The sequence below is a fragment of the Mucilaginibacter sp. P1_A3 genome (assembly GCF_056406855.1).
In genome coordinates this window covers 1-23024 of sequence record NZ_JBFTZJ010000016.1, presented here as the reverse complement: position 1 = coordinate 23024, position 23024 = coordinate 1, and the positions used below count along the sequence as shown (strand labels likewise).

Sequence of the window (23024 nt, the reverse complement as noted above, 5' to 3'; positions counted from 1 at the left end):
TAGTTAAAGTAAATAAAGTCATATCCTCCCGCTGTTTGTGTCCTCACAAACAGCTTGCACAATTAACGTGGTAGCAGCAGTTTGTGGGGACACAAACTGCGGGAATAGAATAGATTTCCTGAAGTTTTTTAATTCCCTCCCCAATGGGAGGGGTGCGGTTGAAATGCGCGCAATGGCAGGGAGGGGTTTCGTCGACATTCCATCTGCAACCGCGCTTTGAATCCTGATCTAACCCCTTCCTACCTCCTTGTCCAAAAACTGCGTAACCACTCAACGAAGTTAATCCTTGCTCCTTCGTCCGAAAATCCTTGCTCCCTAATCCAAAAATCCTTGCTCCAAAAATCTTCAAAAAAAGGTGATATATCTTCCTTAACTTGCACATAGTAATAAACAGTAAACAATGGATGCGGTTAAATTACAGGAACAGGCGGCAAAAAGGCAGGAGCTTTTTATAGCCTTATATCAAAAAGTTTTCCCGGCTGTGGCGAAATATGTATCCCGCTGCGGCGGGTCATTTGATGAGGCTAAGGATGTTTTCCAGGATGCCTTGCTCAGTTATTACGAAAAAACAGCTTCTACCGGCTTAGCCATAAACAACAGCAATGGTGCCTATATTTATGGCACCGCAAGATACCTGTGGCTCAAACGCTATAAGGAAGGCAGCCAAACATCGCCTCTTAATGAAGCTCAGGTAGCTAACTCCACGACCGAAATTGTATCCATACCGGATGAACATAAGTTGCTTCGCTTTTTAGAAACTGCCGGTAAGCGCTGTATGGAACTGCTCCGCTCCTTTTATTACGATAAATTACCGATGACGGAGGTGGCAGCAACATTCGGTTTTTCGGGCGTGCGCTCGGCAACGGTGCAGAAATACAAATGCATCGAAAAAGTGAGGGAAACTGTTAAACAAAAAGCATTAACGTATGAGGACTTCCTTAAATAACATAGCGCAAATAGAAGCCCACCTGCTTAACAAACTGCATCCTGGTGATACATTATTATTTGATGCCAGGCTATTGCTGGATACTGAGCTGCAAGCTAGTGTATCAGCCCAAAAACAGGTTTATACTTTGGTGCAGCAGTATGGCCGCAGGCAGCTAAAACAAGAGATAGAAGCTATACATCAACAATTATTCACCCAACCAGAACACCTCAGTTTCAAACAAAAAATAGCCCGCATATTTTTAAACAGGTAAGGCAAAGCTTACCACAAAACCAATATTTTCATGAATATCGATAAACAGGAATTCCGCAAATATGCGGTCATGCACCATGCTATTGCCGGTTCGCAGGTAGATAGTTATATCTCAGGGGTCGAAAAAAGTGCCTTGCCTACGGCCATGACGCCCTACATTACCGAAGAGCGCGAAATGCGCGTAGCCCAAATGGATGTATTCTCGCGCCTGATGATGGACCGCATCATTTTCATGGGCCAGGCAGTTGACGATAATGTGGCCAACATTATACAGGCACAGCTGCTTTTTCTGCAATCCACAGATGCTAAAAAAGATATTCAGATGTATATCAACTCACCGGGCGGCTCGGTATATGCAGGTTTGGGTATTTATGATACCATGCATTTCATCAGCCCCGATGTGGCAACCATTTGCACCGGGATGGCCCTATCCATGGGCGCGGTGCTGTTATGCGGAGGCGCAGCAGGCAAACGCGCGGCCTTACGCCATTCCAGGGTGATGCTGCATCAGCCATCTGGCGGCGCGCAGGGTATGGCATCTGATATCGAGATTGCATCCCGCCAGGTACTCAAAATAAAGCAGGAACTATACGAGATCATTGCCAAACATAGCGGCCAGCCTTACGAAAAGGTTTACGAAGTATCAGACCGTGATTACTGGATGATAGCCGACGAGGCTAAGGGATTTGGGATTATTGATGAGGTGCTGATGTAAATAAAACTTTGACGGGGTTTGAAAAATCTGTGCTTTTATATTTAACTTTAATGTACCGATTTTTCAATTAAACCTACCGAAATGAACCGTAGCCAATTTATCTCATTATTAGGTATCCCTTTTTTTGCAGGTCTTTTTTCTTCAACAAAAAACAACCCTGCAAAAGATCTTTTAACAGATTGCGATGATCCTATCACCCCGCCCGTACCGGAAGGCCCTTACTATAAAAATGAAAAATTAAATCGTGCAAATATTGTGGAGCATAAAGCAGGTACGTCGGTAAAATATATTTTCATGGTTGAGGATAAGCATTGCAAACCCATTAAAGGCGCTATAGTAGATATCTGGCAGTGCGATAGTGAAGGTCATTACTCGGATTTTAAAGCAGAAAATACATTAAATGAAACCTGGCTAAGAGGTTACCAGGTAACGGATGACAAGGGTAAATGCGAGTTTACATCCATATTCCCTGGTTGGTATACCAACCGCTTAACACATCTGCACGCCAAAGTTCACATCAATGGTGAAACTGTACTTACTACCAACCTGTTTTTTGATAAAAAAGTCGAAAATACGATCCACAAGCAACCACTATATCCTAAAGGGCCCAACCCCACAACAATTACCGAAGATTACGAATTAAGGGTTGATAAGGACACTAAAAGACACGATACCCTTATCATGAATATAACAGCCAACAAAAAAGGAGAATTAACGGGATATTATAAAGTAAGCGTGGCCTAATAATACAAACACCATTTTTAGCGCTTTATCATTAGTGACTAACAACAGCCGCACCCGCCACTGCTTCCACCTTGTTCTTAATAAACCTCCTGCCAATAACCAATATCAGCAAAGCCAATATTGATGATGCGGCCATTACCCCTGCCATTGGCAAAGTGGTTTGGCTTTTTATCAGCGTAACGCCAACAGATGCCAATGAACCCACAGCCATTTGAAACGCCCCTAAAAGCGCCGAAGCGGAGCCTGCATTTTTAGTAAAAGGAGCAAGCGATAGCGCCGATGTATTTGGGCTGCAGATACCAACACAGCATAAAACCCCAAATATCATAACAATGGCGCCTCCCATCCCAAACCAACCATTAAAGGACCCTATTAAAAACACTACCGAAATAACAACCATACAAATCAAAAATGCATTTACCAGTTGTTCGCTGCTGTATCTCCTCACCAGCATGCTGTTCACCTGGCTGGAGCCAATAAATCCAACCGAAAGCCCCGCGAAGATCCAGCCAAAGGACTTCTGGCTCACTTTAAATACCTCTATAAACACGATAGGCGATGAGGCAACATAGGCAAACAAACCTGCAAAGGCGAAGGCACCGCTTATGGCGTAGGTAAAAAACTGTGGATTTTTCATCACTTCCCAAAAGTTGGTGATGATGGGTTTGGGTTTTAGGGAAAATGAGGGGTCGGGCTGATAGCTTTCCGGTAAAAAGAATATAACGGCCAGCAATATTAACACGGCTATAATGGTTAAGATTAAAAATATTACCTGCCACTCAAATGCAGCTGTTATATAGCTGCCCACAGTTGGCGCAACCATGGGCGAAGCGCCAAGCACCAAAATAAGCAAGGCAAATACCTTTGCATTGTCTTTTACCGGGAACAGATCACGTACCATGGTCATGGAGGCCACCCCTGCCGCGCAACTGCCCACCGCCTGGAAAAAACGCATAATGATCAGCATCTCCAGCGAGGTGGAAAAGAAACAGCCTATAGATGTTACGATGTACAGGCATAAACCAAAATATAAAGGCTTTTTGCGCCCGTACCTATCCAGCAAGGGGCCATATAATAACTGCCCGGCAGATATGCCTATAAAAAAGCTGGAAAGTGATAGTGCCACCTGATCGGTACTGGTATGCAAATATTTTGCTATCGCCTTAAAACCAGGCAGGTACATATCTATTGAAAATGGCCCTAAAGCGGTGAGCGAACCTAATATGAGGATTAAAAAAAAGTATCGTTTTTTGGTCATATGCTATTAGTTGATGGTCGATTGACCGTGGTCAACGGGTTTTAAGGGTATTAAAATTACGGGCCAAAGATACCACTAACAATGGACTATTGCCCATGAACCCGGACTTAAAAAGTTTCGCCCAGATTGAGGTTTATGGACGAATAGTTGCGGCTTACCCCATAATCGAGGCTGATATTTGTGCCAGCTTTTTTGTTGAATTTAAACCGCAACCCCGAGCCAGCGGCCGGGTGCCAAAAGGTAAATTTCATATTATCGGGCTCGGTAACGGAGTTTACGTTTGCAAATAACACAAAGCCCAGCAAACCGTTACGGGTAATATCGCGGCGGTATTCGGTTTCAAAATAGGCAAGGCGCTGGCCCCGGTAGCGATTCTGTTTAAACCCTCGGCCCGATCGCTGGTAAGGCTCCCAACCCAGGCTGGGCAGGTTGAGGTAGGGCGTTCCAGGTGTAAGCGATGTCCAATAGTATGACCAGAAGGCCAGCACATTTTTAGGTCCCGAATTGGTTAGCGAAACGTACTTACGCACATCAATATATAACGATTGCCAATTGGTATGGCTGCCCAGCAACCTGGTATTAAACCTGTACGATATATTAGCGTAAGCTCCGGGTAATGGATCAATGGAGTTTTTACGGGTATCGTACAATAAATTCAGCGTAGCCCCTGATGAGAAAGCATCCTGGTTTGTGGCCGTGCCATATTTATAATTGCTAAAATTACGCAGGGTATTGTCACCCTGGTTTTCAATATCCACATAGTAATCCAGGTTATAACCTACACCCGCGTAAAAATATGGCTTTATTTTTTTTAGCACTGTTTGGTAAAAACGTACATAGTTGTAATTAACCAAAAATTTATGATCTTCGGGCGCATTGCCACCCAAGCCCCAGGTGAACTGTGGGTAAACCAGCAAACGGGTATCGCCTGTTATGTTCCATTGGTTATTATTAAGCCAAATGTTTGATCTGATAGGCAAACCATAGCGGCCTTTTAAATTAAAATAAGGCGTAAATACAAAACTGGAAAGGTTGGTTGTTGCCGGGTCGCCAAGATAAAAACCGGCTGTGGTTGAAGTGAATAAAGCCCTCCCGCCGCTTCGCCCGTCTGATGCGGATATGGGTAAAATAGAAAAATAGAACTTTTTCTTCTCAACGGTTGATACCTTTCTGGGCTTAATATTAAACACAGATCTGAAAATATCTATCAGGTCTCTTTGTGCAATAGTATCCGTTTTGCTTTTAAGGGTATCGGCAATGGGAATGGCGTTTTGTGCCATCACAACGTAGGGAATTGAACAAAATAATAATACTATAAACGCTTTACCCATTATATATTAAACGGAATACTTAAATATGCTGTTTGGTGTTTTTTAATAATTTACTCAATACTTTAACGAATAATTTGATTGTTAAGCATTTAATGAAACTTATTCCTTAAGCCCCCATTTATGCGGTGGAGCCTTAAGATAGCAAGAAAAAGCCCGCGATTGAAATAACCGCAGGCTTATTAAGTTATTTTAACTTTTTTTAACCTTATTGATATTTAACAGTGGTTACAGTAGTGGTTTTACTGTAAGGACGGTGATGCCTTGGATGCGCCCTACGCCATGCAATACGGCGCGCACGTTCCTTTTTCTCCCTGGAACGGCGAATTTCATTACCAACGATGTAACCACCGCCGGCACCAACCGCGCCGCCAAGTAATGCGCCGCCAACGTTATGCCCTATTAAGCCACCTGCAACGGCACCGCCGGCGCCGCCTATAATGGCTCCTTTACCCTGATCGCTGATTCCTTTTTTCCTGGTGGTTTGCGCTTGTATGTTTGATGCGAACGTGAGCAGGAACGCAAAACACAAGCAAGCGAATATGATTAACTTTTTCATAACAATGTATCTGATAAGTGTGACAAAATATACATTTGATACCCATGCAAATAACAAGCCGAAATATAGTTTGTGATGAGCGCTGGGCCGTTTGGAGCGCCCGGCAGGAGATTATTTGAATTTAATCGCAAGAGTTTGCTATAGCCAGCTTAGCTTTTATTTTTAAGTAAAAAACTAATAAACAGGCGATTGAACATAAGCAATTCAACTCCAATCAGAAAAATCACACTCCGCTAACAGCATCCCGGTTATTCGTAGCTGCAAAAATCCTTGCCGCTGCTGCAACTGCATTTTTACTTCAGAAAAGCCAATACTGTATCAGAAAACTGTACACTTTTGCCTGCAATATTATGATCGCCGGGAATGTAAGTTAATTTAGCCCCCGGTATGGCTTGCTGAAGCCCTTCTTCAGATCCACCGCCTTTGTCCTCTGTTCCGCAAATTATTTGTACCGGTATTTTCACTTTAGCCAGTTCAGCCTTACTGGTTGATGGCTGGTATTTTTGTTGCAGGGCAAGCGCGGTAACATCAAACAAGGGATTGCTATGAATGTATTTGATCATGCCATCCACATCGTGAAAAGTGGTATCGCCCGTGAGTGCCTTATACGCATGCACACGCCTTGGCCAATCGGGGTTGGTGTATGCATCGCCCATACCACCCATTACCAGTTTTTGCACCCTTTTATCTAAAACCAATATACGCGATGCAATGATTGAGCCGCGCGAATAACCCACTACATTATATTTTTTGATACCTAAACTACTTACCAGGCCCATAATATCTTTAGCTTCGGCATCATGAGCGTACCCGGCGTCGGTATGTGGCTTGTCTGATCGGCCATTTCCACGCTGATCCAGTATGATCACTTTATAGCCGGCGTTCAACAGATCATTAAAAAGCGGACCGTTCTTCCAGCCCTGCCCCGTACCCGAAAACCCATGGATCAGCAAAACGGGAAAGCCCTCCCCCTTAACTTCGTAGTAGATCTTAGTGCCATCAAACGAGGTATAATAACTCCCGGCAGTACCTTCCTGTGCAAAGCCAACATGGTACATCAGCAGCATCAGCGTTAATATGGCTCCTGCCTTAAATAGCTTTTTCATGGAGATGATTACTTTACAAACTGGTTAATGATCAATACACCCACTAAACCGATAACCGAAACCAATGTTTCCATCACCGACCATGATTTAATGGTATCTTTTATACTCAGGTTAAAATATTCTTTATACAGCCAAAATCCAGAATCGTTAACATGCGAGAACGCCAGGCTCCCCGCGCCAATAGAAAGCACCATTAAATTAGGGTTCACATGGTTTTGAAGCACTACCGAAGCTACAATGCCCGCGGCCGTTAATCCAGCAACGGTAGCCGAACCTAAACTAACACGAATTATGGCGGCAATAACCCAGCCCAATATCAGCGGAGGCAGGTTAAAGGCCTGCAACTGGGTAGCTATCTGGTTGCTCACGCCACTGGCAGTTAATACCTCCTTAAAAGCACCCGAACCTGCAATAATGAGCATGATTAAGGAAATATCTTTTATAGCATCCGTATAATTAACGGCCAGCTGGCTCATTTTTTTCCCTTGTTTTATGCCCAAAGTGTAAGTAGCTACTAAAAGCGCAATCAGCATTACAATAGATGGATCACCCAGGAAGGCCACAACCTTTAATAATTCCTTGTTTTTGAAACCCAGGTACGGAAAAAAAGCGGTTAGCATCAATAGCATAACCGGCAGCAAGGCAGTAAAAAAGCTATTGAAGCCACCCGGTAATTTATCTGCGGGCAATTCTTCTGCTCTGAATGTAGCAAGCGGCTCTGATGGTATTTTTTTTAGGAATTGAGCAAACACCGGTCCTGCAAGTATAATTGCCGGGATGGCAATCATTAAGCCATAAATAAAGGTAGTGGCCATATTTGCATGAAACAGCACCACCAGTGCCGATGGTGATGGATGCGGCGGCAAAAACCCATGAGTAACTGATAAGGAAGCCAGCATAGGCAAGCCAATATATACCGCCGGGAGCTTATATTTGTACACTACCGAAAATATGAGTGGCACCATCAGCACAAAGCCGATGCCATAAAACAAGGGTATGCCTATAATAAACCCGGCAGTAACCAGTGCCCATTGAATGTATTTTTCACCAACGGCTTTAACTAATACTTCGGCAATTTTTTGGGCAGCGCCACTCACCGCTACCAATTTGCCCAGCATGGCGCCCAGGCAAATAATGATGAGCAATTGACCCATAATATCACCCATCCCTTTTTGTACCGATGCAGTAACCTTGTTTACAGGAATCCCCAACATTAAGCCGGCAGCTATGGAAACAATCAGAAATGCGATAAAGGGATTTAACTTAATCCAGCTCACTAATAAAACAAGCAGAATTATACAAACAAGAATAATTAATAGTGCCATTATATCAAACTGTTATACGTTTAGGACGGGGACTTTACTAAAAAGCAAATATTAGCGGCCTAAAGTAATAACAATATTTGAGTTTAGGATTTATATGCGCAAACCTTTTACAATACAATATAGATCAGGAAACCATTCCTGCCTATCCCGATTAAGTATAAAAAGCAAAACCGCAGAGCAAAAAAAATCTTTATTTAATAATTTATTAATTAGAACAAAAAATAAATTACTAAAAACCAATTGTAATTACCAATACTTAATAGAAAAATGATTAAGTTTGTTTATTGATCTATTAAACAAATTTTTAGCCCTGCCATCGCGCTAACTGATTCAAATAATTTATCAGCGTACTTAACTACATTTTAGCCTTTACACTTTTTCACTGTTTTTTATGTCAAAACGTATTTTAGTATTAGATGATAACCAGGACATTTTAGAAATTGTTCATGAAACCCTCACGTATGAGCAATTTGAAGTAATCAGCACTGCTGAGAGCGATAAAGTATTGCCTTTGATTGAAGAGTTTAATCCCGATCTGGTTATATTAGATTACCGCGTTGCCGGCACAAATGGGGGCGAAATTTGTAAAAGCATTAAGCTTCATCCTAAGTTTGCCAATATTCCTGTTATTATTTTTTCTGCTTACGTAAGTAATACAGACCAGCTGCTAAATTATGGCTGCGATGGCATCATTAATAAACCCTTTGATCTTATTGAACTTGTTGAAAAGGTTAATAGCCTGATTAAATAATATTTAAAGCATCCTCAGCTCAGTTTCCAGCCCATAACTGTGGGGTATAAAACTACATCCAGGTTTATCAAATTACCTATCTTCTCCAGGCAAAATCGATAAATATTAAAAAAAGTGGTATAAACGCCTCTCTTATTAAGAATATCTCAATTTTATTAGCCAATAATCAAAATCACATAATAATTTATACTGATAGTTAAGATATTAGCAATTTTAATATCTTTGTTTAGTAGATTTTTAAACAGATTAGTAAATACAATAAACCCCTGATTGTATTATGGTTGTACCGATAAATTCTCATGAAAGCGTCAGCGCGGGCCCCAAAAAGCTCCCTATATGTCCCAAATGCAAAATAGAACTCGACAATAGGGTTCCGAGAGGTTTCTTTGTAAAACACCTGTTATTCTTTCTTCCTACAAAAAGATACATTTGCTATAGATGCCAGCGTAAACGATATGTATTTGTTTAATTAATTGTTAAATAATTAAACTACCAAAACACTATACTAACGTATTCGTATTTTTTTTATAACTTTTACATCCGTTATAATTGGGATATCGTAATTTGGTAGCCCCGCCTATTTTTATAAAAGGCAGGCACTATAAAACAATGTCGAGAAAAGTATATTATTGCGGAAAATGCGGAAAGCAATTCCATTTCCAAATGCACAGAAGCTGGTTCGCCAAAAATATTTTATTTTTTTTACCTATCAGAAAATACTTTTGTGCAGGTTGCAAAAAATCAAGCTATGTGTTTACCGGGCATAACGAATAATCAGTTAAACTGCAGCTTTGCAGCAATTTCCACCACCTTAGTGTAGTATTTTTTTTTATTGTTGACCTTTTTTAAGGAAATATTTGAAATTATTAAAAAGTTATTACACTATTCCAACAAAAAAAAGTGTGTAATTACCTTATTATTCTCATTTTAAGTACCACTGCATAAACTTGGTATAACATTTGCTTCTATTATCATGATGCGTTTTATTAACTAATAAGCACACCATTTAATAGAATACATAATAAATATTACCATGAGAAGGATATTAGCGGTGGACGACGACAACGATATATTAGAGGTTTTAAAATATATACTTGAAGATTCTGGCTATGAGGTGGAAACACTATCAAACGGGTACAACCTGTTTAACACGATAAGAGAACATCAGCCAGATTTGATACTGCTGGATATTATGCTTGGCGGTTTAGATGGCCGCGACCTATGCAAACATCTCAAGGCCGGTAAAGAAACGCATGATATCCCTGTTATCCTGGTTTCTGCAAGCCACTATGTTTCCTCCGGTTCATTAAATCAAGAAGGATGCCCCGATGATTTTATAGCCAAGCCCTTTGATATTGATGTTTTACTGCGCAGTGTAAAAAGACAGTTGGGTTTAGCAGCTTAAATAAATTCATTATATAAAACAAAAAAGCAGGCGCAATTTGCAGCCTGCTTTTTTGTTTTATACAACCTATATTTAAATATTAACATCAAAAGCTTTATCCCTTTTGGCGCGGTTACGCAATTTAAAAAACACTACCAGGTTTAAGAAATGCATAGCTCCTAATATCAGGATGATCCAGCCTAATTTATAGCTCAGTACCTCAACCACTACCTGGGTATTGGGTATGCCGCCGGTTTCTTTCAGGGCCAAACTCATATAGCCTATATTGATAAGATAGAAACCAACTACTAATAGTTTATTTACAGAATCGGCCAGTTCATTATTTCCGTGAAAAATATCTACCAGGAAAATGCGCCCGTTTTTAAATAATACCCTGGCAACCCATACTGTTAATGCAATGCTCACCAACAGGTAAACAAGATAAGTTAAAATAAAGTAGTTCATGATTGTGTGATTTTTATTATATATAAATTATTGAATTTTCAGGAAAAATTGAAATATAAAATTAAAAAAAATGTTACTTGAACATTTTAAATATCGATCCAAAAAACCAGCTCTCTTCGGCTTTCAGCATGGTCTCCAGGGTTTTGTTCACATTTTTTGCCAGCTTATTAATATCCGCAACAGATGTTTTAAAAGTTTTATAGGCCGGATCTTTTTCATCCCCTTTAACATCTGATAACTGCGACAGTATTTTTAAAACCGGATCAAGCTCGCGTTTTTTACGCTCTTCGGCTACCCGGCGTGCAATTGCCCAGGTGTCTTTTTCAGCGTAAAAAAACTCCTTGCGCTCACCTGTTTTATGTTGTTTTTCAACCAGGCCCCAGTCAATCAGGTCGCGCAGAGTCATGTTGGCATTACCACGGGATATACTCAATTCGGCCATTACTTCCTCGGTAGTTAAAGCCTCCGGCGAAACCAGCAGCAAAGCATGCACCTGGGCCATAGTACGGTTTATCCCCCACTCCGATCCCAACTTACCCCAGGCCTCAATAAACTTAAGCTTTCCTTCTGCCAATTCCATGTACAAATATAACGAAGTTTTTAAACTTTCAAAAATAAATGAAAATTAAAGTTGTAGCAAATAGTTAGTAGCAAAACTTTTCAAAACATATCTGGATAGTAGCACTCTAAAACCTCAATGCAGCTGTCTTGATACTTGATACTAACTACTTGATACTTCCCAATTCCTTATCAATCTTCTTGTTCCATTGTTCCTGTGCATCATGGTCAATCCCGTGGCTGGTTTCGTCATCATAGCGCTTTTCCATATCGTTCATTTCACGAAACGAATCCAGGAACTGCACATTAATTGGTCCATCATAATTTTCAATGGTCAGCTTTTCTTTTAGCAATAGTTGCTTAAAATGCATGGCCACTATTTTTACTATATCAAAATGCCTTTGCTCGTGATTAAGGTTGTAGGCGGTTTGTGCCCCCTCCTTTACCCAGCAAGCACTTTTAGGAAGGTAACTTTTTAAACTCAAATGAATATTAATTATTCCTTTTACCATCTTCACTTCCTCGTCATAACCAAAGCTGGGAAAAACCTGGGCCTCATACTTACTTGTGGGCGGCTTTTGCTGAAAATCGGTCCATTTTATCGGCCGGTTAGCCGCATAATAAATGGTATCACCTTCGGGTTGTTCTGTGTACTCAGTAAAAACAAGTTTTACCCCTTTAGCCAATTTGATGTTGGTATCAGCCTGTTTGTTTATCCAGGTATTAAAATAAACCATTCCACCCTGAATTACATTACCTAATAACCCGACTACATCCATTTGCTGCCCCCAGGTGCGTACATAGTTTGATCCTCCTTTGTAATCAATCAGTTGCACATCATTCCCGTTCCGGCGTAACACAAAAGAAAATACCACGCCCAACTTTCCATCAATTCGCCCCCCTGCCTGTAGCGTTTCTTCCAGTCGCAGCTTCTTAATATGGATAGTGATGGGGCGCAGGGCCTTATTAACAGCAAGCCCCTTGTTGATGAATTGTTTAATAGATGATGAGGCACCATCTTTCAGGTCGAGGGTGTATTTTGACGCCGGCCCGTTTACCTGTGTGGCGGGGAGTAACCAGGCTACAGCACTACGGTCATCACGGTCATCAACCACATCGGCTATATAAAACTCCGTTGCCGAAAACAAAAATTGCTGATCATTTAAAACAATCGGGCCGTTTGTTTTTTGTGCTTTACAAAACATAGCGTGAACCAAAATAATCATCAACATGACCATCCTGTACATTAAGCGTTTTTTACAATTGTTTATCAGGATCATAGCAAAAATTAAACAAACACCCAGCAAAATATATCATTCCTCACGTCCAATATTCAAAAAAATTGCAGCAAATTATGGTAATTAGTTACTTTTGGCCCAAACGCCAAACGGCTGTGGAATGTGCTTCAATTTTAAAGTTTTCCACACACATATCATGTTTAGTATTACCTTCGTTAATAAAAGTGTTTTCCACATTTGTTAACTACTTATGTGAATTACCCTTTTTCGTTTCGCTATTTTAGCACCATCGTTAGTATGCGCTTTATGATCAAAAAAAGATACATCCCCCTGCTAATCCCGGTATTTATTGCTTCAAACGCCCTTGCCCAGCAAAACCCATCTGCCAAAGTTTACCGCACTTATCACTCAGCTATTGATCTGATGGATAAAGGTAAATACGTGTCTGCTGCCGAGCAATTCCGCCTTGTCGAAGCATCCCGGCTTAAAACAACAACCCAACCGCAGTTTGAATCAGACCTATCGCTGGTTAAAGAAAACAGCCAGTATTACGAGGCTTTTTGCGCACTCAATTTAAATAATGACGATGCCGAAAGCATGTTTTTGCGCTTCATTAAAGAACATCCCGAAAACCCGCTTACCAGGCAAGCTTATTTCCAGATTGGTAAATCGTACTTTAAACAGGGCAATTATGAAAAATCATTGGAATGGTTTGACAAAGTACAGGCAGTTGAACTTAACGGGCACGATAATACCGAATACAAGTTTAGAAAAGGCTATGCCTATTTTTCTATAGGTAACTTTAAGGATGCCCAATTGCTTTTTGCCGAGGTAAAAGCCAAAAAGACTGAATTTACCGAGGATGCCACCTATTACTTTGCTTACATAGCTTACCTTAATAAAGATTATCACCTGGCTTTGGTAAATTTTGAAAGGCTAAAAAATTCAAAAAAATACCAAAACAGCTATCCTTACTACATATCTGCCGTTTACTTTTTAGATAAACGCTATGATGATGTGATCCATTACGCTGTCCCTATTGTAAACAGCACACATCAGCAAAACGAAACCGAAATGCTGCGCATCATAGCGGCATCATATTTTGCTAAAACAGATTATGATAACGCGGTTAAATACTATGGCCGTTTCCAGGACCGCGACCAGGGTCGTACCCAAAACACGCAGGATAGCTACCAAATAGGCTATACCTTTTATAAAGTTGGTAATTATGCACAGGCGTCTACCGAGCTGGAAAAACTGGTGGAGCAAAAAGATATATACAGCCAAAGCGGTAATTACACCCTTGGTGATGTTTTCCTGAAGATGAATAATAAGCAAAGCGCCCGCAACGCTTTCCTTAATGCATCAAGGCTTACTTATGATAAGCAACTACAGGAAGATGCCTTGTATGAGTACGCCAAATTATCATACGAGCTTGATTTTAATACTGATGCACTTGCGGCTACAAGATTATACCTTAAAAATTATCCGCGCTCGCGCCGTAACGATGAAATGAAGGTATTACTGGGCGAGGAACTTTTAAACTCCCGCAATTACAAGGAAGCGGTTGATATACTGGAACCCATCCCCAATAAATCGCAAAGCGCGCAGATAGCCTACCAAAAAGTTACCTATTACCGCGGATTGGAGTTTTATAATGAACGCGCGTTTGAAAACGCTATCGGCATTTTCCTGCGTTCGTTAAAAAACCCTGTTGATAGTAAAACAGAAGCACTTACCACCTACTGGATGGCCGAATCCATGTATGAGGTACGTAAATACACCGAATCGGTTGAAACGTTTGAACAGTTTTTGGCCATGCCCGAGGCTAAAGAAACAGATGTGGCCAACTACGCCAACTATGCTTTAGCTTACGCCGCGTTTTATGGCGAACAATATAAAAAGGCCGCTAACTACTTTGAGAAATTTTTAGCCGGCGATGTAAAAGATGCAAGCACACAAAACGATGCTATAACCCGTATTGGCGATAGTTACTTTGTGTTAAAAAGCTACGGCAAGGCATTGGAATATTACAACCGCATTATTGCCATGCACAACCAGGGCGAGGATTACGCTTTATTTCAGCGTGGTATGATCCAGGGTTTACAGGGATCACTTGATACCAAGATAAGTACACTGAATGATGTGCTGAACAAGTTCCCTAATTCTGATTACGCGGATGATGCATCATTCGAGATTGCTTATACCTATTTCCTGAAAACTGATGGGGATAAGGCCAAAACAGACCTGCAGGCCATGATCCAGAAATATCCGCGCAGCAGCTACGTGCCGCGTGCGTTGGTTACCATTGGCTTAATTGACTACAATGCCGGCAATGATGACCTGGCTGTAGAATCATTTAAAAAAGTGATACAGGACTATTCATCAACCGATGAAGCCAAGCAAGCTCTTAAACAGATAGAAAAAATATACACCGATAAGGGCGACGCGCAAACATTTATCAATTACGCTACTACTACCCCAATTGGTAACTATACCACTGCCGACCAGGAGAGCATCATGATCACCGCGGCCAATAACCTTTATTTAAAAGGCGACTGGCAAGGTACCTTAGGTGCTGTAAATGCCTATTTTGATAAGTTTCCGGCAAAACAGATCTATGAAAAACAAGCAAGGTTTATAAGGGCGCAAAGCTTAACCAACCTGAACAGAACGCAGGAAGCCGTTGCCGATTACAATTTGATACTAAACGACTGGACAAGTGCCTACAGTGAAAAATCGCTCATAGCGATGGCCAAGTTGTACATCCAACAGAAAAAATATAATGAAGCCGTAGTGTTCCTGAAAAGGTTAGAAACAAACGCCGAATACAAGGCCGATTATACTTTTGCCGTTAATAACCTGATGCTTTGCTACGCTGAAATGCAAATGCCAGATGATGTACTTAACTACGTAAAACTGGTTAGGGAAAACGAAAAATCGGCACAGGAAGATAAGTTCCGCACCGGTTTATATGCTGGTAAGGCTTACCTGCAACGCGGCGATACCACAACTGCTGTTAAGGAACTTAATTACACCATTACCAACACCAAAACAGTAGCCGCTGCCGAAGCAAAATACAATGTGGCTCTTGTAGAGTATTTAAAAGGCCGTTACAAAACATCGCAAAAAATGTGTTTTGACCTGGCTAAAGAAATGCCAAACTATGATTACTGGATAGCTAAAACCTATATTTTGCTGGCTGATAATTATAAGGCTTTAAAAGATAATTTCCAGGCTAAGGCAACGCTGCAAAGCATTATTGATAACTATAAGGCCGACGATGAGATACTATCAACAGCCAAACAAAAACTGGATGTATTAAATGGAGGCAAAACAAGCAAGACCGCTGCACCTGCCGTTCCTGCTACTGACGATACTAATAAATCGGCACCGGCAGATACCACTAAAACTCCATCTCAAAACTAACAGGATCCCAAAGAATAATAAAAAAGAAGACAAGCAATGAACTCAAGATACACCTACACGCTGCTTACCTTAATAATAGCATTATACTTTGTTCCTGCACAAGCGCAAACAAAGAAACCCGCGAAAAAGGCAATAGTAAAAACAGCAGCTAAAGCAAAGGCAAAAACCCCGGCTAAAGCAACCGCCAAACCCGTAAAAAAAGCAACTACAAAGCCGGGCACAAAAAAAGCTGATGCAGGCGCTTCAAAAAGCCTGGGCGATGCAGCGGCAAAAGCAAGCCAGGATACTACCAAAAAAGGCGGTAATGGTACAAACCCATCAAATGGCAGCAGTGTTTCCGAAGAAATAGTGATAACCACAGCATACAAACCGGTATTAGCCGATGCTGTTAAAATTCGCCGCAACCCCGATCTGGAAGATAAAGCGCCGTTTAAAGCACCGCTTACCTATACTACTTTAGATAAAAAACTTGACCAGGATTCTGAAATAAAACACCTCGACCCACAAAAAAGACCCGCCGAGCAGGATTCTGTACTACTTAACAATTATGTTAAAGCTGGTGTTGGTAGTTTAAAAACCCTACTTGGCGAAGCCTATTTTGGCAACGGCCGCGACCAGGCTTTGCAGGTTGGTGGTTTCCTGAAACATTTTTCGCAAGCCGGATCATGGGAAAAACAAAACGAAAGCAAGGATGAGGTTGGTGTATTCATTAAAAGCATCAATTCAGAAAACAATATCAGTGGTCGTATCAACTACAAACGCCAGGGCGTTTATTTTTATGGTCACCCTGATTCCATCCCGTTAACATTCGCTCCTCAAAAACAACACTTTAGCGAAATAAGCGGTGAAGTTGAGCTGGCCAAAAACTTTAAAGATGTTGAAAACGATTTTACATACGCTGTAAAATTAAAAGGTTATTCGTTTAGCAATGCTTACCAGGCAAAGGAAAGCAACATTGTGTTATCCGGATTTTTAAACCAAACCATTAAGCAATTTTATACTGGCTTAAGCGCATCTATTGATTTAAGCAATCCAAAGGATAGCCTTTACAATTTAAACAACAGCATCCTGAGGTTAAACCCCTATATTAAATTCCAGGGCACCAATTATAAAATTGACGCGGGTGTAAACATTGAAAAGGAATTTGGTGATTTTAACCGCTTCTTCATATTCCCGGCAGCTAAGCTGGAGTACCAGGTGATCCCTAAATATGTGCGCCTGTTTGTAGAAGCCAAGGGCGATATCAACCGCGCGTCCATCCGTGATTTTGCCGCCATCAATCCTTATATCGATAAAAACATCCAGCTTAAAAACTCTGTTGATCAGTTGGATATCAGCGCCGGTTTAAAAGGCACGTTGGCTCCCGGGCTTAGTTTCAAGGCATCGGTATTTCGCAATAGTGTAAAAGATATGCCGCTGTTGGTAAGCAATCAAACTAATGAAGGCTATAAATTTATTGTGATATATGATAATGGCCGCTCGCGCGTAACTGGTTTTAATGGCGAGCTGGACTTTAAAGCAACCGATGATGTAAATATTTTTGGTCGCGTTGAGTTTAAGGACTATAAAATGAACACCGAAAAAGAGGCCTGGAACCTGCCCAAGTTTTTATTAACCGCCGGTACCGCCATACATATCAATAACAAAGTGAGCATAACAGGCTCATTACTGATCCGTGGAGACGCTTATGACAGGCCTTTCGGAATTGTGCCAGGGCCATTAGGTACGCCTACCCCAAACACCAATTTGTTAACACAAAACCGTTCTATCAGCTCATTTGCCGATCTGAATGGAGGTGTTGAGTACCGCGTAACACCGGTAATTACCGTGTTTGCACAGGCAAATAACATTTTAAACTCAGGATATCAAACCTGGATATACTATCCTAACTACGGATTTAATATCTTTGGCGGCGTCGGTTTCTCGTTTTAAGAATTTGATATTTACAATAAACCGTACTTTTAGCAAATGGATATAGCCAACTATTTAAGTGAACTGTTGGGCCAGCACGGCGAAATAAGCGTGCCAGGCCTGGGCTATTTTGTGCACGTACGTGTAAGTGCTACCTATAATGAGGCAGAGCGTAAATTTTATCCGCCCGGTTATAAAATACAATTTGATCCGCAAACACTTGAGGGCGACGATACCTTAACCCAGTACATTGCCGAAAAGAAAAAGATTTCGCTGGCTTCATCAAAGTACTTTACTGATAAATATATAACCGCTTTAAAACAAGAAGTTTCACTGCAGGAAGTACCCTTTGCCGACCTAGGCTGGTTTTATATGGATAAGGGCAAAATCGCCTTTAAATCGCAGGTAACCAATACCGATAATGCGCTTTTTTATGGTTACGAAGCCGTTAGCATAAAAAAATTAAACCAGGTTGCGGAACCCGAAGTACAAGCATCTGCACCGGTACCGCCACCAATACAGGAAGCTGCCGCTGCAGTTACTGCAACAGAGCCTTTGCCGCTTCCACCACCAATAAGGGAGCTTCAAGTGCCTGTAGAGCCAGTTGATTTGCCAGAAGAATTTACTGAAGAAGAATCTGAGCCAAAACGTGGTATAAGCATCTGGGTCATTATTTCAATTATAGTAGTGGTTTTGGCGGCTGCATTATTCGGGGTTTACAGATACAAACCCAGCCTGCTAAACTTTTCTAAAGGCGAAGAAATTCAACTACCTACTGTGCCAAAGGCAACGCCGGTGGTTAAACCCGATACTGATACAGTAAAAAAAGCCAATACACCGATAGATAGCACAAAAGCAATTTCCCAACCCGATTCGGCGTTAAATAAGCCTGTGGCAAATACAGACACTGTTGCTAAACCTGTTTTCGTAATTTATGCGGGCTCATTTAAAACAGCAGCAAAAAGCGAGCTGTTTGTAAAAGACCTGAAAGCAAGGGGAGTTGAAGCAAGAATATTAACAGGCCCGGGCACCGGTCCGCGGATTAAGGTTATTATTGGCAGTTTTGCCTCCTCTGCTGAAGCCGAAGCAGCAAGACAAAAATTAATTGATTCAAAAAAAATATACAAAGATTCATATTCTCAACAACTCACTAACACTCAGAAATGACTTTATTATTCATACAGCAAGTAACAGATACAGCAAAACATTTAGTAGATACCGCTAATCATACAGCCACACAGTTGGCACAACCTCCAGAGGAATTACGTTTTGGCGATCTGTTGATAAAGGGTGGTTGGGTAATGGTGCCTATCGGTATACTGGCCGTACTGGGCCTGGTTATATTTTTCGAACGTTTTTTCACCATACGCAAAGCTTCACGAGACGAATCGAACCTGATGGTCCAGGTACGTTCAAGCATACACACCGGTAATTTAGAATCGGCCATTGCTATTTGCCGCAACAGTAATTCGCCTTTGGGCCGCATGCTGCAAAAAGGTTTATTACGTATCGGTCGCCCTATAAAAGATATTGAAGGCGCTATTGAAAACGTAGGCAAGCTGGAAGTATCCAAGCTGGAAAAAAACATAGGGATATTGGGTATTGTAGCCGGTATTGCACCCATGTTTGGTTTCCTGGGTACCATTGCCGGGGTAATTAAAATATTTTATGATATTTCAAAAACAGATAACATCAGTATGGGCGTTATATCTGGAGGGTTATATGTAAAAATGGTAACATCGGCCGCTGGTTTAATGGTGGGTATAGTTGCTTATGTTTGCTACCATATTTTAAATATGATGGTTGATAAGGTGATCCTGAAACTGGAAACCGATGCTATTGAATTTATTGACCTGTTAGAGGAGCCGAGCAAATGAATTTAAGAAAAAGACATAGAGGTGCATCGGCAGAGGTTCACACCTCGGCCATGAACGATATCATGTTCTTCCTGCTTTTGTTTTTCCTCATCGCGTCAACAGTTACAAACCCTAACGTTATAAAACTGGTATTGCCCAAATCATCAAGCGGGCAATCAGTATCAAAAAAAACAATAACAGTTTCGGTAACCAAGGATCTGAAATATTACGTTGATAAAAAAGAAATACCGGTAGATGCCCTGCAAACTACCCTTTCGGGTTATAAAACACTGGCAACAGAACTTACCATTGTTTTATATGTTGATAAAACAGTAGCCATACAGGATGTGGTACAGGTAATGGATATAGCACAAAAATTAAACATCAAACTGGTTCTGGCAACAGAGCCGAAGGGATAGAAAGTATCAAGTAGTTAGTATCAAGTATCAAGATTTTTTTTATGAGCTTACAATCAATTATTGCAGCCGTCCTGATACTTGACCCTATACTAACAAAGACGCTGTCTTGATACTTGATACTAAATACTTGATACAGAAAATGGAATACAGGGAAGAAAATAACTATCCGAAAGCGTTTTTAGCAACAGGCATAATCATGACTGTGTTGATAGCCGCGTGTTATTTTATCGTGTTTCAAAACCCACCCAAAACCGAGGATGGTACCGGTGGCATATTGGTAAATTACGGCACGGTTGATGAAGGTATGGGCAGCGACTATATGAGCACCGAAGAGCCTTCTGTAGCCGAAAAAGCAAACCATACCAAACCGGATAAGGTTACCCCCGAAAAACCAACCGAAGAAAAACCGCAGCCAGAAAGCAGCGACAAAGCTGTTGTGACCCAAAATAACGAGGACGCCCCTGAAGTGGCGACTCCAACCAAAAAGCCTACCAATACGGTAACCGCGGCCCAGCCTACAAAAACTGTAGCTAAGCCTGTAGTAAACCAAAACGCGCTATATAAAGGCAAGGCAACCACAGGCACCGGTGAAGGCGACGGAACAGGCGCCAAACCCGGCAACCAGGGTAAACCAACCGGAACAACCTTAACTAATAACTATAACGGAACTGGATCTGGCAACGGCGGTAACCTCAACATGTCGCAACGTAGCTTTGTAAGCCGTCCTGCTGTGAGTGATGATAACCGCCAAAGCGGCAAGATTATGGTTGATATCAGGGTTGATAAAGATGGCAACGTGGTTTATGCACGTGCCGGCGCGCGCGGTACAACCATATCTGATGCAGCGCTGCTCCAGAAATGCGAAGATGCCGTTAAAAATTCCAAGCTTAATCCGCTCGACTCCGCACCAGAAACACAGGTAGGTACCGTTGTATTTGTATTTAAGGTGAATTAATAGTCATCAGTTTGCAGTAGGTAGTTTGCAGTTTGCATAGTCAATTAATAGCTTTGCATCTTTAATTAACAATAGTTGCTGCTGAACTCTCTACCATCATCTGCCAACTGAAAACTGCCAACTTCCCAAATGAACTACTCAGATACCATCCAATACCTTTACACCCAACTCCCCATGTTTACCCGGGACGGGGCTTCGGCATTTAAAGCCGATTTACATAATACCATTGAGCTTTGTAAACGTTTGGGCAATCCGCAGGATCGGTTTAAAAGTGTACATGTTGGCGGCACCAATGGTAAAGGTTCCACATCGCATATGCTTGCCGCTATTTTACAAACTGCGGGCTATAAAACGGGTTTATATACATCGCCACATTTAAAAGATTTCAGAGAGCGGATCCGCATAAACGGGCAGATGATCAGCGAGCAAACGGTGATTGATTTTGTTGCCGCCCACAAAGGTGATTTTGATGAGATAGCGCCCTCCTTTTTTGAAATGACCGTGGGCCTGGCTTTTGAAATCTTCGCTAATGAAAAAGTAGACATTGCCGTTATTGAGGTCGGTCTTGGCGGCAGGTTGGATTCCACCAATATCATCACTCCCCTGTTATCAGTAATTACCAATATCGGCTGGGACCACATGAACCTTTTGGGCGATACGTTACAACTCATCGCATCAGAAAAAGCCGGCATCATTAAGCCGGGCATCCCAGTAGTTATTGGCGAAAATCAGCCCGAAACAGCTCAGGTATTTATTGATAAAGCGGCAAAGGAAGTGACTGATATTTTGTTTGCATCTGATACGTGGGAGTCCGAAAGTCCGAAAGTCGAAAAGACCGAAAGTGAAAAGTTGGATGGTTTTACGGAAACCGGACCGCGAAACATCAAAGTCAAAAAAAACTTTCCGACTTCCGGACTTTCCGACTATCCGACTATAGATTTAAATCTCGACCTTACCGGCTCTTATCAGCTTAAAAATGTAAAAACGGTTTTATCTGCTGTTGAAGAATTACGCTCGCAGGGATTCAATATCAGTGATGACCATATCCGTAAAGCGCTCTCCCAGGTAAAAACCTTAACCGGCTTGCACGGTCGTTGGGAAACATTGAACCAAAACCCACTTACCATTTGCGATACAGGGCATAACCCAGATGGCATTGAGGAAGTAATGAAAAATATTGCCGCTGTTGACTACCAGCACCTCCATTTTGTAATTGGTATGGTGAACGATAAGGATATTACCAAAGTATTAGCCATGTTGCCCAAAGATGCTACCTTCTATTTCTGCAAACCAGATATCCCACGGGGATTGGAAGCCGAAAGCTTAAAGCTTAAAGCCGAAAGCTTTAATTTGCACGGGGAGGCTTACCCTTCGGTAAAGCAAGCCCTGCAATCAGCGCAACACAATGCCGGTGAAAATGACCTGGTTTTTGTGGGGGGAAGTACTTTTGTGGTGGCAGAGGTTGTATGATTTAGATTATCTGAACCGGAGTGATAAACAGATCGCCATTGCGAGGCACGAAGCAATCTCTAAGCTCTACAGAGGGGACTATACAAGTTCGACCTGCCTATGTAGCGATTGCTTCGTACCTCGCAATTGTAAAGGTCAACTAATTCGGTAACAGAATTAGCTTTAAGGAATAAAGCTAAATGTTATGCGAAACATTAACAATGACCTTACATTAAAGCGGAACTACCTGAATAAGTATCGTTTTCTAATTACAGAATATGAGCAGGTAAAACGCGGAGAGCACTCCATTTTTAGGTTTGCCAAGGATTTCTATTCAGCACATGATACTGATCCCCGAAGTTTCTTAAAGTATTAC

At 41.5% G+C, this 23024-nt stretch carries 21 protein-coding genes; 13 read left to right on the top strand and 8 right to left on the bottom strand.

The genetic code is table 11. The annotated features are described in order from the left end of the window. The first annotated feature begins 400 nt into the window (after positions 1–400). The 4 genes from AC1D0K_RS27745 (at position 401) to AC1D0K_RS27730 (ending at position 2657) form a co-directional block, all read left to right on the top strand. Entirely contained in the window at positions 401–946 is a 546-nt protein-coding gene (locus AC1D0K_RS27745) for an RNA polymerase sigma factor (protein WP_477442595.1), read from the top strand. Continuing rightward, a complete protein-coding gene (locus AC1D0K_RS27740; RefSeq protein ID WP_477399154.1) occupies positions 927–1199 on the top strand; it encodes a hypothetical protein in 273 nt (90 codons plus the stop codon). The genes AC1D0K_RS27745 and AC1D0K_RS27740 overlap by 20 nt, the downstream gene beginning before the upstream one ends. 30 nt (positions 1200–1229) lie before the next feature. After that, positions 1230–1913, top strand: a complete 684-nt coding sequence (locus AC1D0K_RS27735; protein ID WP_477399152.1) for a ClpP family protease — start codon at positions 1230–1232, stop codon at positions 1911–1913. Between the two features lie 81 nt (positions 1914–1994). After that, positions 1995–2657: a dioxygenase family protein gene (locus AC1D0K_RS27730; RefSeq protein ID WP_477399150.1), complete on the top strand. Its 663-nt coding sequence runs from the start codon at positions 1995–1997 to the stop codon at positions 2655–2657. Positions 2658–2688: 31 nt separating this feature from the next. Here the strand turns inward: AC1D0K_RS27730 and AC1D0K_RS27725 are convergent, their stop codons facing one another. The 5 genes from AC1D0K_RS27725 to AC1D0K_RS27705 form a co-directional block, all read right to left on the bottom strand. Beyond that, a complete protein-coding gene (locus AC1D0K_RS27725) occupies positions 2689–3915 on the bottom strand; it encodes a multidrug effflux MFS transporter (protein WP_477399148.1) in 1227 nt (408 codons plus the stop codon). A gap of 107 nt (positions 3916–4022) precedes the next feature. Further along, positions 4023–5246 (bottom strand): BamA/TamA family outer membrane protein, encoded by a 1224-nt coding sequence (locus AC1D0K_RS27720; RefSeq protein WP_477399146.1) that lies wholly within the window; start codon positions 5244–5246, stop codon positions 4023–4025. A gap of 205 nt (positions 5247–5451) precedes the next feature. After that, complete coding sequence (locus AC1D0K_RS27715; RefSeq protein WP_295717298.1) at positions 5452–5802, bottom strand: hypothetical protein; 351 nt, start codon at positions 5800–5802, stop codon at positions 5452–5454. A 293-nt stretch (positions 5803–6095) separates the two neighbouring features. Then, positions 6096–6908, bottom strand: coding sequence for an alpha/beta fold hydrolase (locus tag AC1D0K_RS27710; RefSeq protein WP_477399143.1), 813 nt, complete (start codon positions 6906–6908; stop codon positions 6096–6098). 8 nt (positions 6909–6916) lie between these two features. Beyond that, positions 6917–8233 (bottom strand): gluconate:H+ symporter, encoded by a 1317-nt coding sequence (locus AC1D0K_RS27705; protein WP_477399141.1) that lies wholly within the window; start codon positions 8231–8233, stop codon positions 6917–6919. A 391-nt stretch (positions 8234–8624) separates the two neighbouring features. Between AC1D0K_RS27705 and AC1D0K_RS27700 the strand changes: the two genes are divergently transcribed. Both AC1D0K_RS27700 and AC1D0K_RS27695 read left to right on the top strand, forming a co-directional pair. Beyond that, positions 8625–8984, top strand: coding sequence for a response regulator transcription factor (locus AC1D0K_RS27700; protein WP_477399139.1), 360 nt, complete (start codon positions 8625–8627; stop codon positions 8982–8984). A 1033-nt stretch (positions 8985–10017) separates the two neighbouring features. Next, positions 10018–10389 (top strand): response regulator, encoded by a 372-nt coding sequence (locus AC1D0K_RS27695; RefSeq protein ID WP_477398399.1) that lies wholly within the window; start codon positions 10018–10020, stop codon positions 10387–10389. 72 nt (positions 10390–10461) lie between these two features. Here the strand turns inward: AC1D0K_RS27695 and AC1D0K_RS27690 are convergent, their stop codons facing one another. The 3 genes from AC1D0K_RS27690 to AC1D0K_RS27680 all read right to left on the bottom strand — a co-directional run bounded on the left by AC1D0K_RS27690 (position 10462) and on the right by AC1D0K_RS27680 (position 12671). Next, positions 10462–10833 carry a hypothetical protein gene (locus AC1D0K_RS27690; protein WP_295717303.1) on the bottom strand — a complete coding sequence of 124 codons (372 nt, stop codon included), beginning with the start codon at positions 10831–10833 and terminating at the stop codon, positions 10462–10464. A 73-nt stretch (positions 10834–10906) separates the two neighbouring features. After that, the gene (locus AC1D0K_RS27685; protein ID WP_477398397.1) at positions 10907–11413 is read right to left on the bottom strand and encodes a GbsR/MarR family transcriptional regulator; all 507 of its coding nucleotides are present in this window, start codon (positions 11411–11413) and stop codon (positions 10907–10909) included. Between the two features lie 145 nt (positions 11414–11558). Then, positions 11559–12671, bottom strand: a complete 1113-nt coding sequence (locus tag AC1D0K_RS27680) for a hypothetical protein (protein ID WP_477398395.1) — start codon at positions 12669–12671, stop codon at positions 11559–11561. Between the two features lie 264 nt (positions 12672–12935). Here AC1D0K_RS27680 and AC1D0K_RS27675 point away from each other — a divergent pair, with 264 nt between their 5' ends. The 7 genes from AC1D0K_RS27675 to AC1D0K_RS27645 all read left to right on the top strand — a co-directional run bounded on the left by AC1D0K_RS27675 (position 12936) and on the right by AC1D0K_RS27645 (position 22669). After that, entirely contained in the window at positions 12936–16058 is a 3123-nt protein-coding gene (locus AC1D0K_RS27675; protein ID WP_477398393.1) for a tetratricopeptide repeat protein, read from the top strand. Positions 16059–16094: 36 nt separating this feature from the next. Continuing rightward, complete coding sequence (locus tag AC1D0K_RS27670; protein ID WP_477398391.1) at positions 16095–17990, top strand: hypothetical protein; 1896 nt, start codon at positions 16095–16097, stop codon at positions 17988–17990. Between the two features lie 36 nt (positions 17991–18026). Further along, positions 18027–19136 (top strand): HU domain-containing protein, encoded by a 1110-nt coding sequence (locus AC1D0K_RS27665; protein ID WP_477398389.1) that lies wholly within the window; start codon positions 18027–18029, stop codon positions 19134–19136. Further along, positions 19133–19846: a MotA/TolQ/ExbB proton channel family protein gene (locus AC1D0K_RS27660; protein WP_295717314.1), complete on the top strand. Its 714-nt coding sequence runs from the start codon at positions 19133–19135 to the stop codon at positions 19844–19846. Before AC1D0K_RS27665 ends, AC1D0K_RS27660 begins: the two co-directional genes overlap by 4 nt. After that, the gene (locus tag AC1D0K_RS27655; RefSeq protein WP_477398387.1) at positions 19843–20244 is read left to right on the top strand and encodes an ExbD/TolR family protein; all 402 of its coding nucleotides are present in this window, start codon (positions 19843–19845) and stop codon (positions 20242–20244) included. Before AC1D0K_RS27660 ends, AC1D0K_RS27655 begins: the two co-directional genes overlap by 4 nt. A 139-nt stretch (positions 20245–20383) precedes the next feature. Then, positions 20384–21199, top strand: coding sequence for an energy transducer TonB (locus AC1D0K_RS27650; protein WP_477398385.1), 816 nt, complete (start codon positions 20384–20386; stop codon positions 21197–21199). A 129-nt stretch (positions 21200–21328) separates the two neighbouring features. Then, positions 21329–22669 (top strand): bifunctional folylpolyglutamate synthase/dihydrofolate synthase, encoded by a 1341-nt coding sequence (locus AC1D0K_RS27645; RefSeq protein WP_477398383.1) that lies wholly within the window; start codon positions 21329–21331, stop codon positions 22667–22669. The last annotated feature ends 355 nt before the right edge of the window (positions 22670–23024 follow it).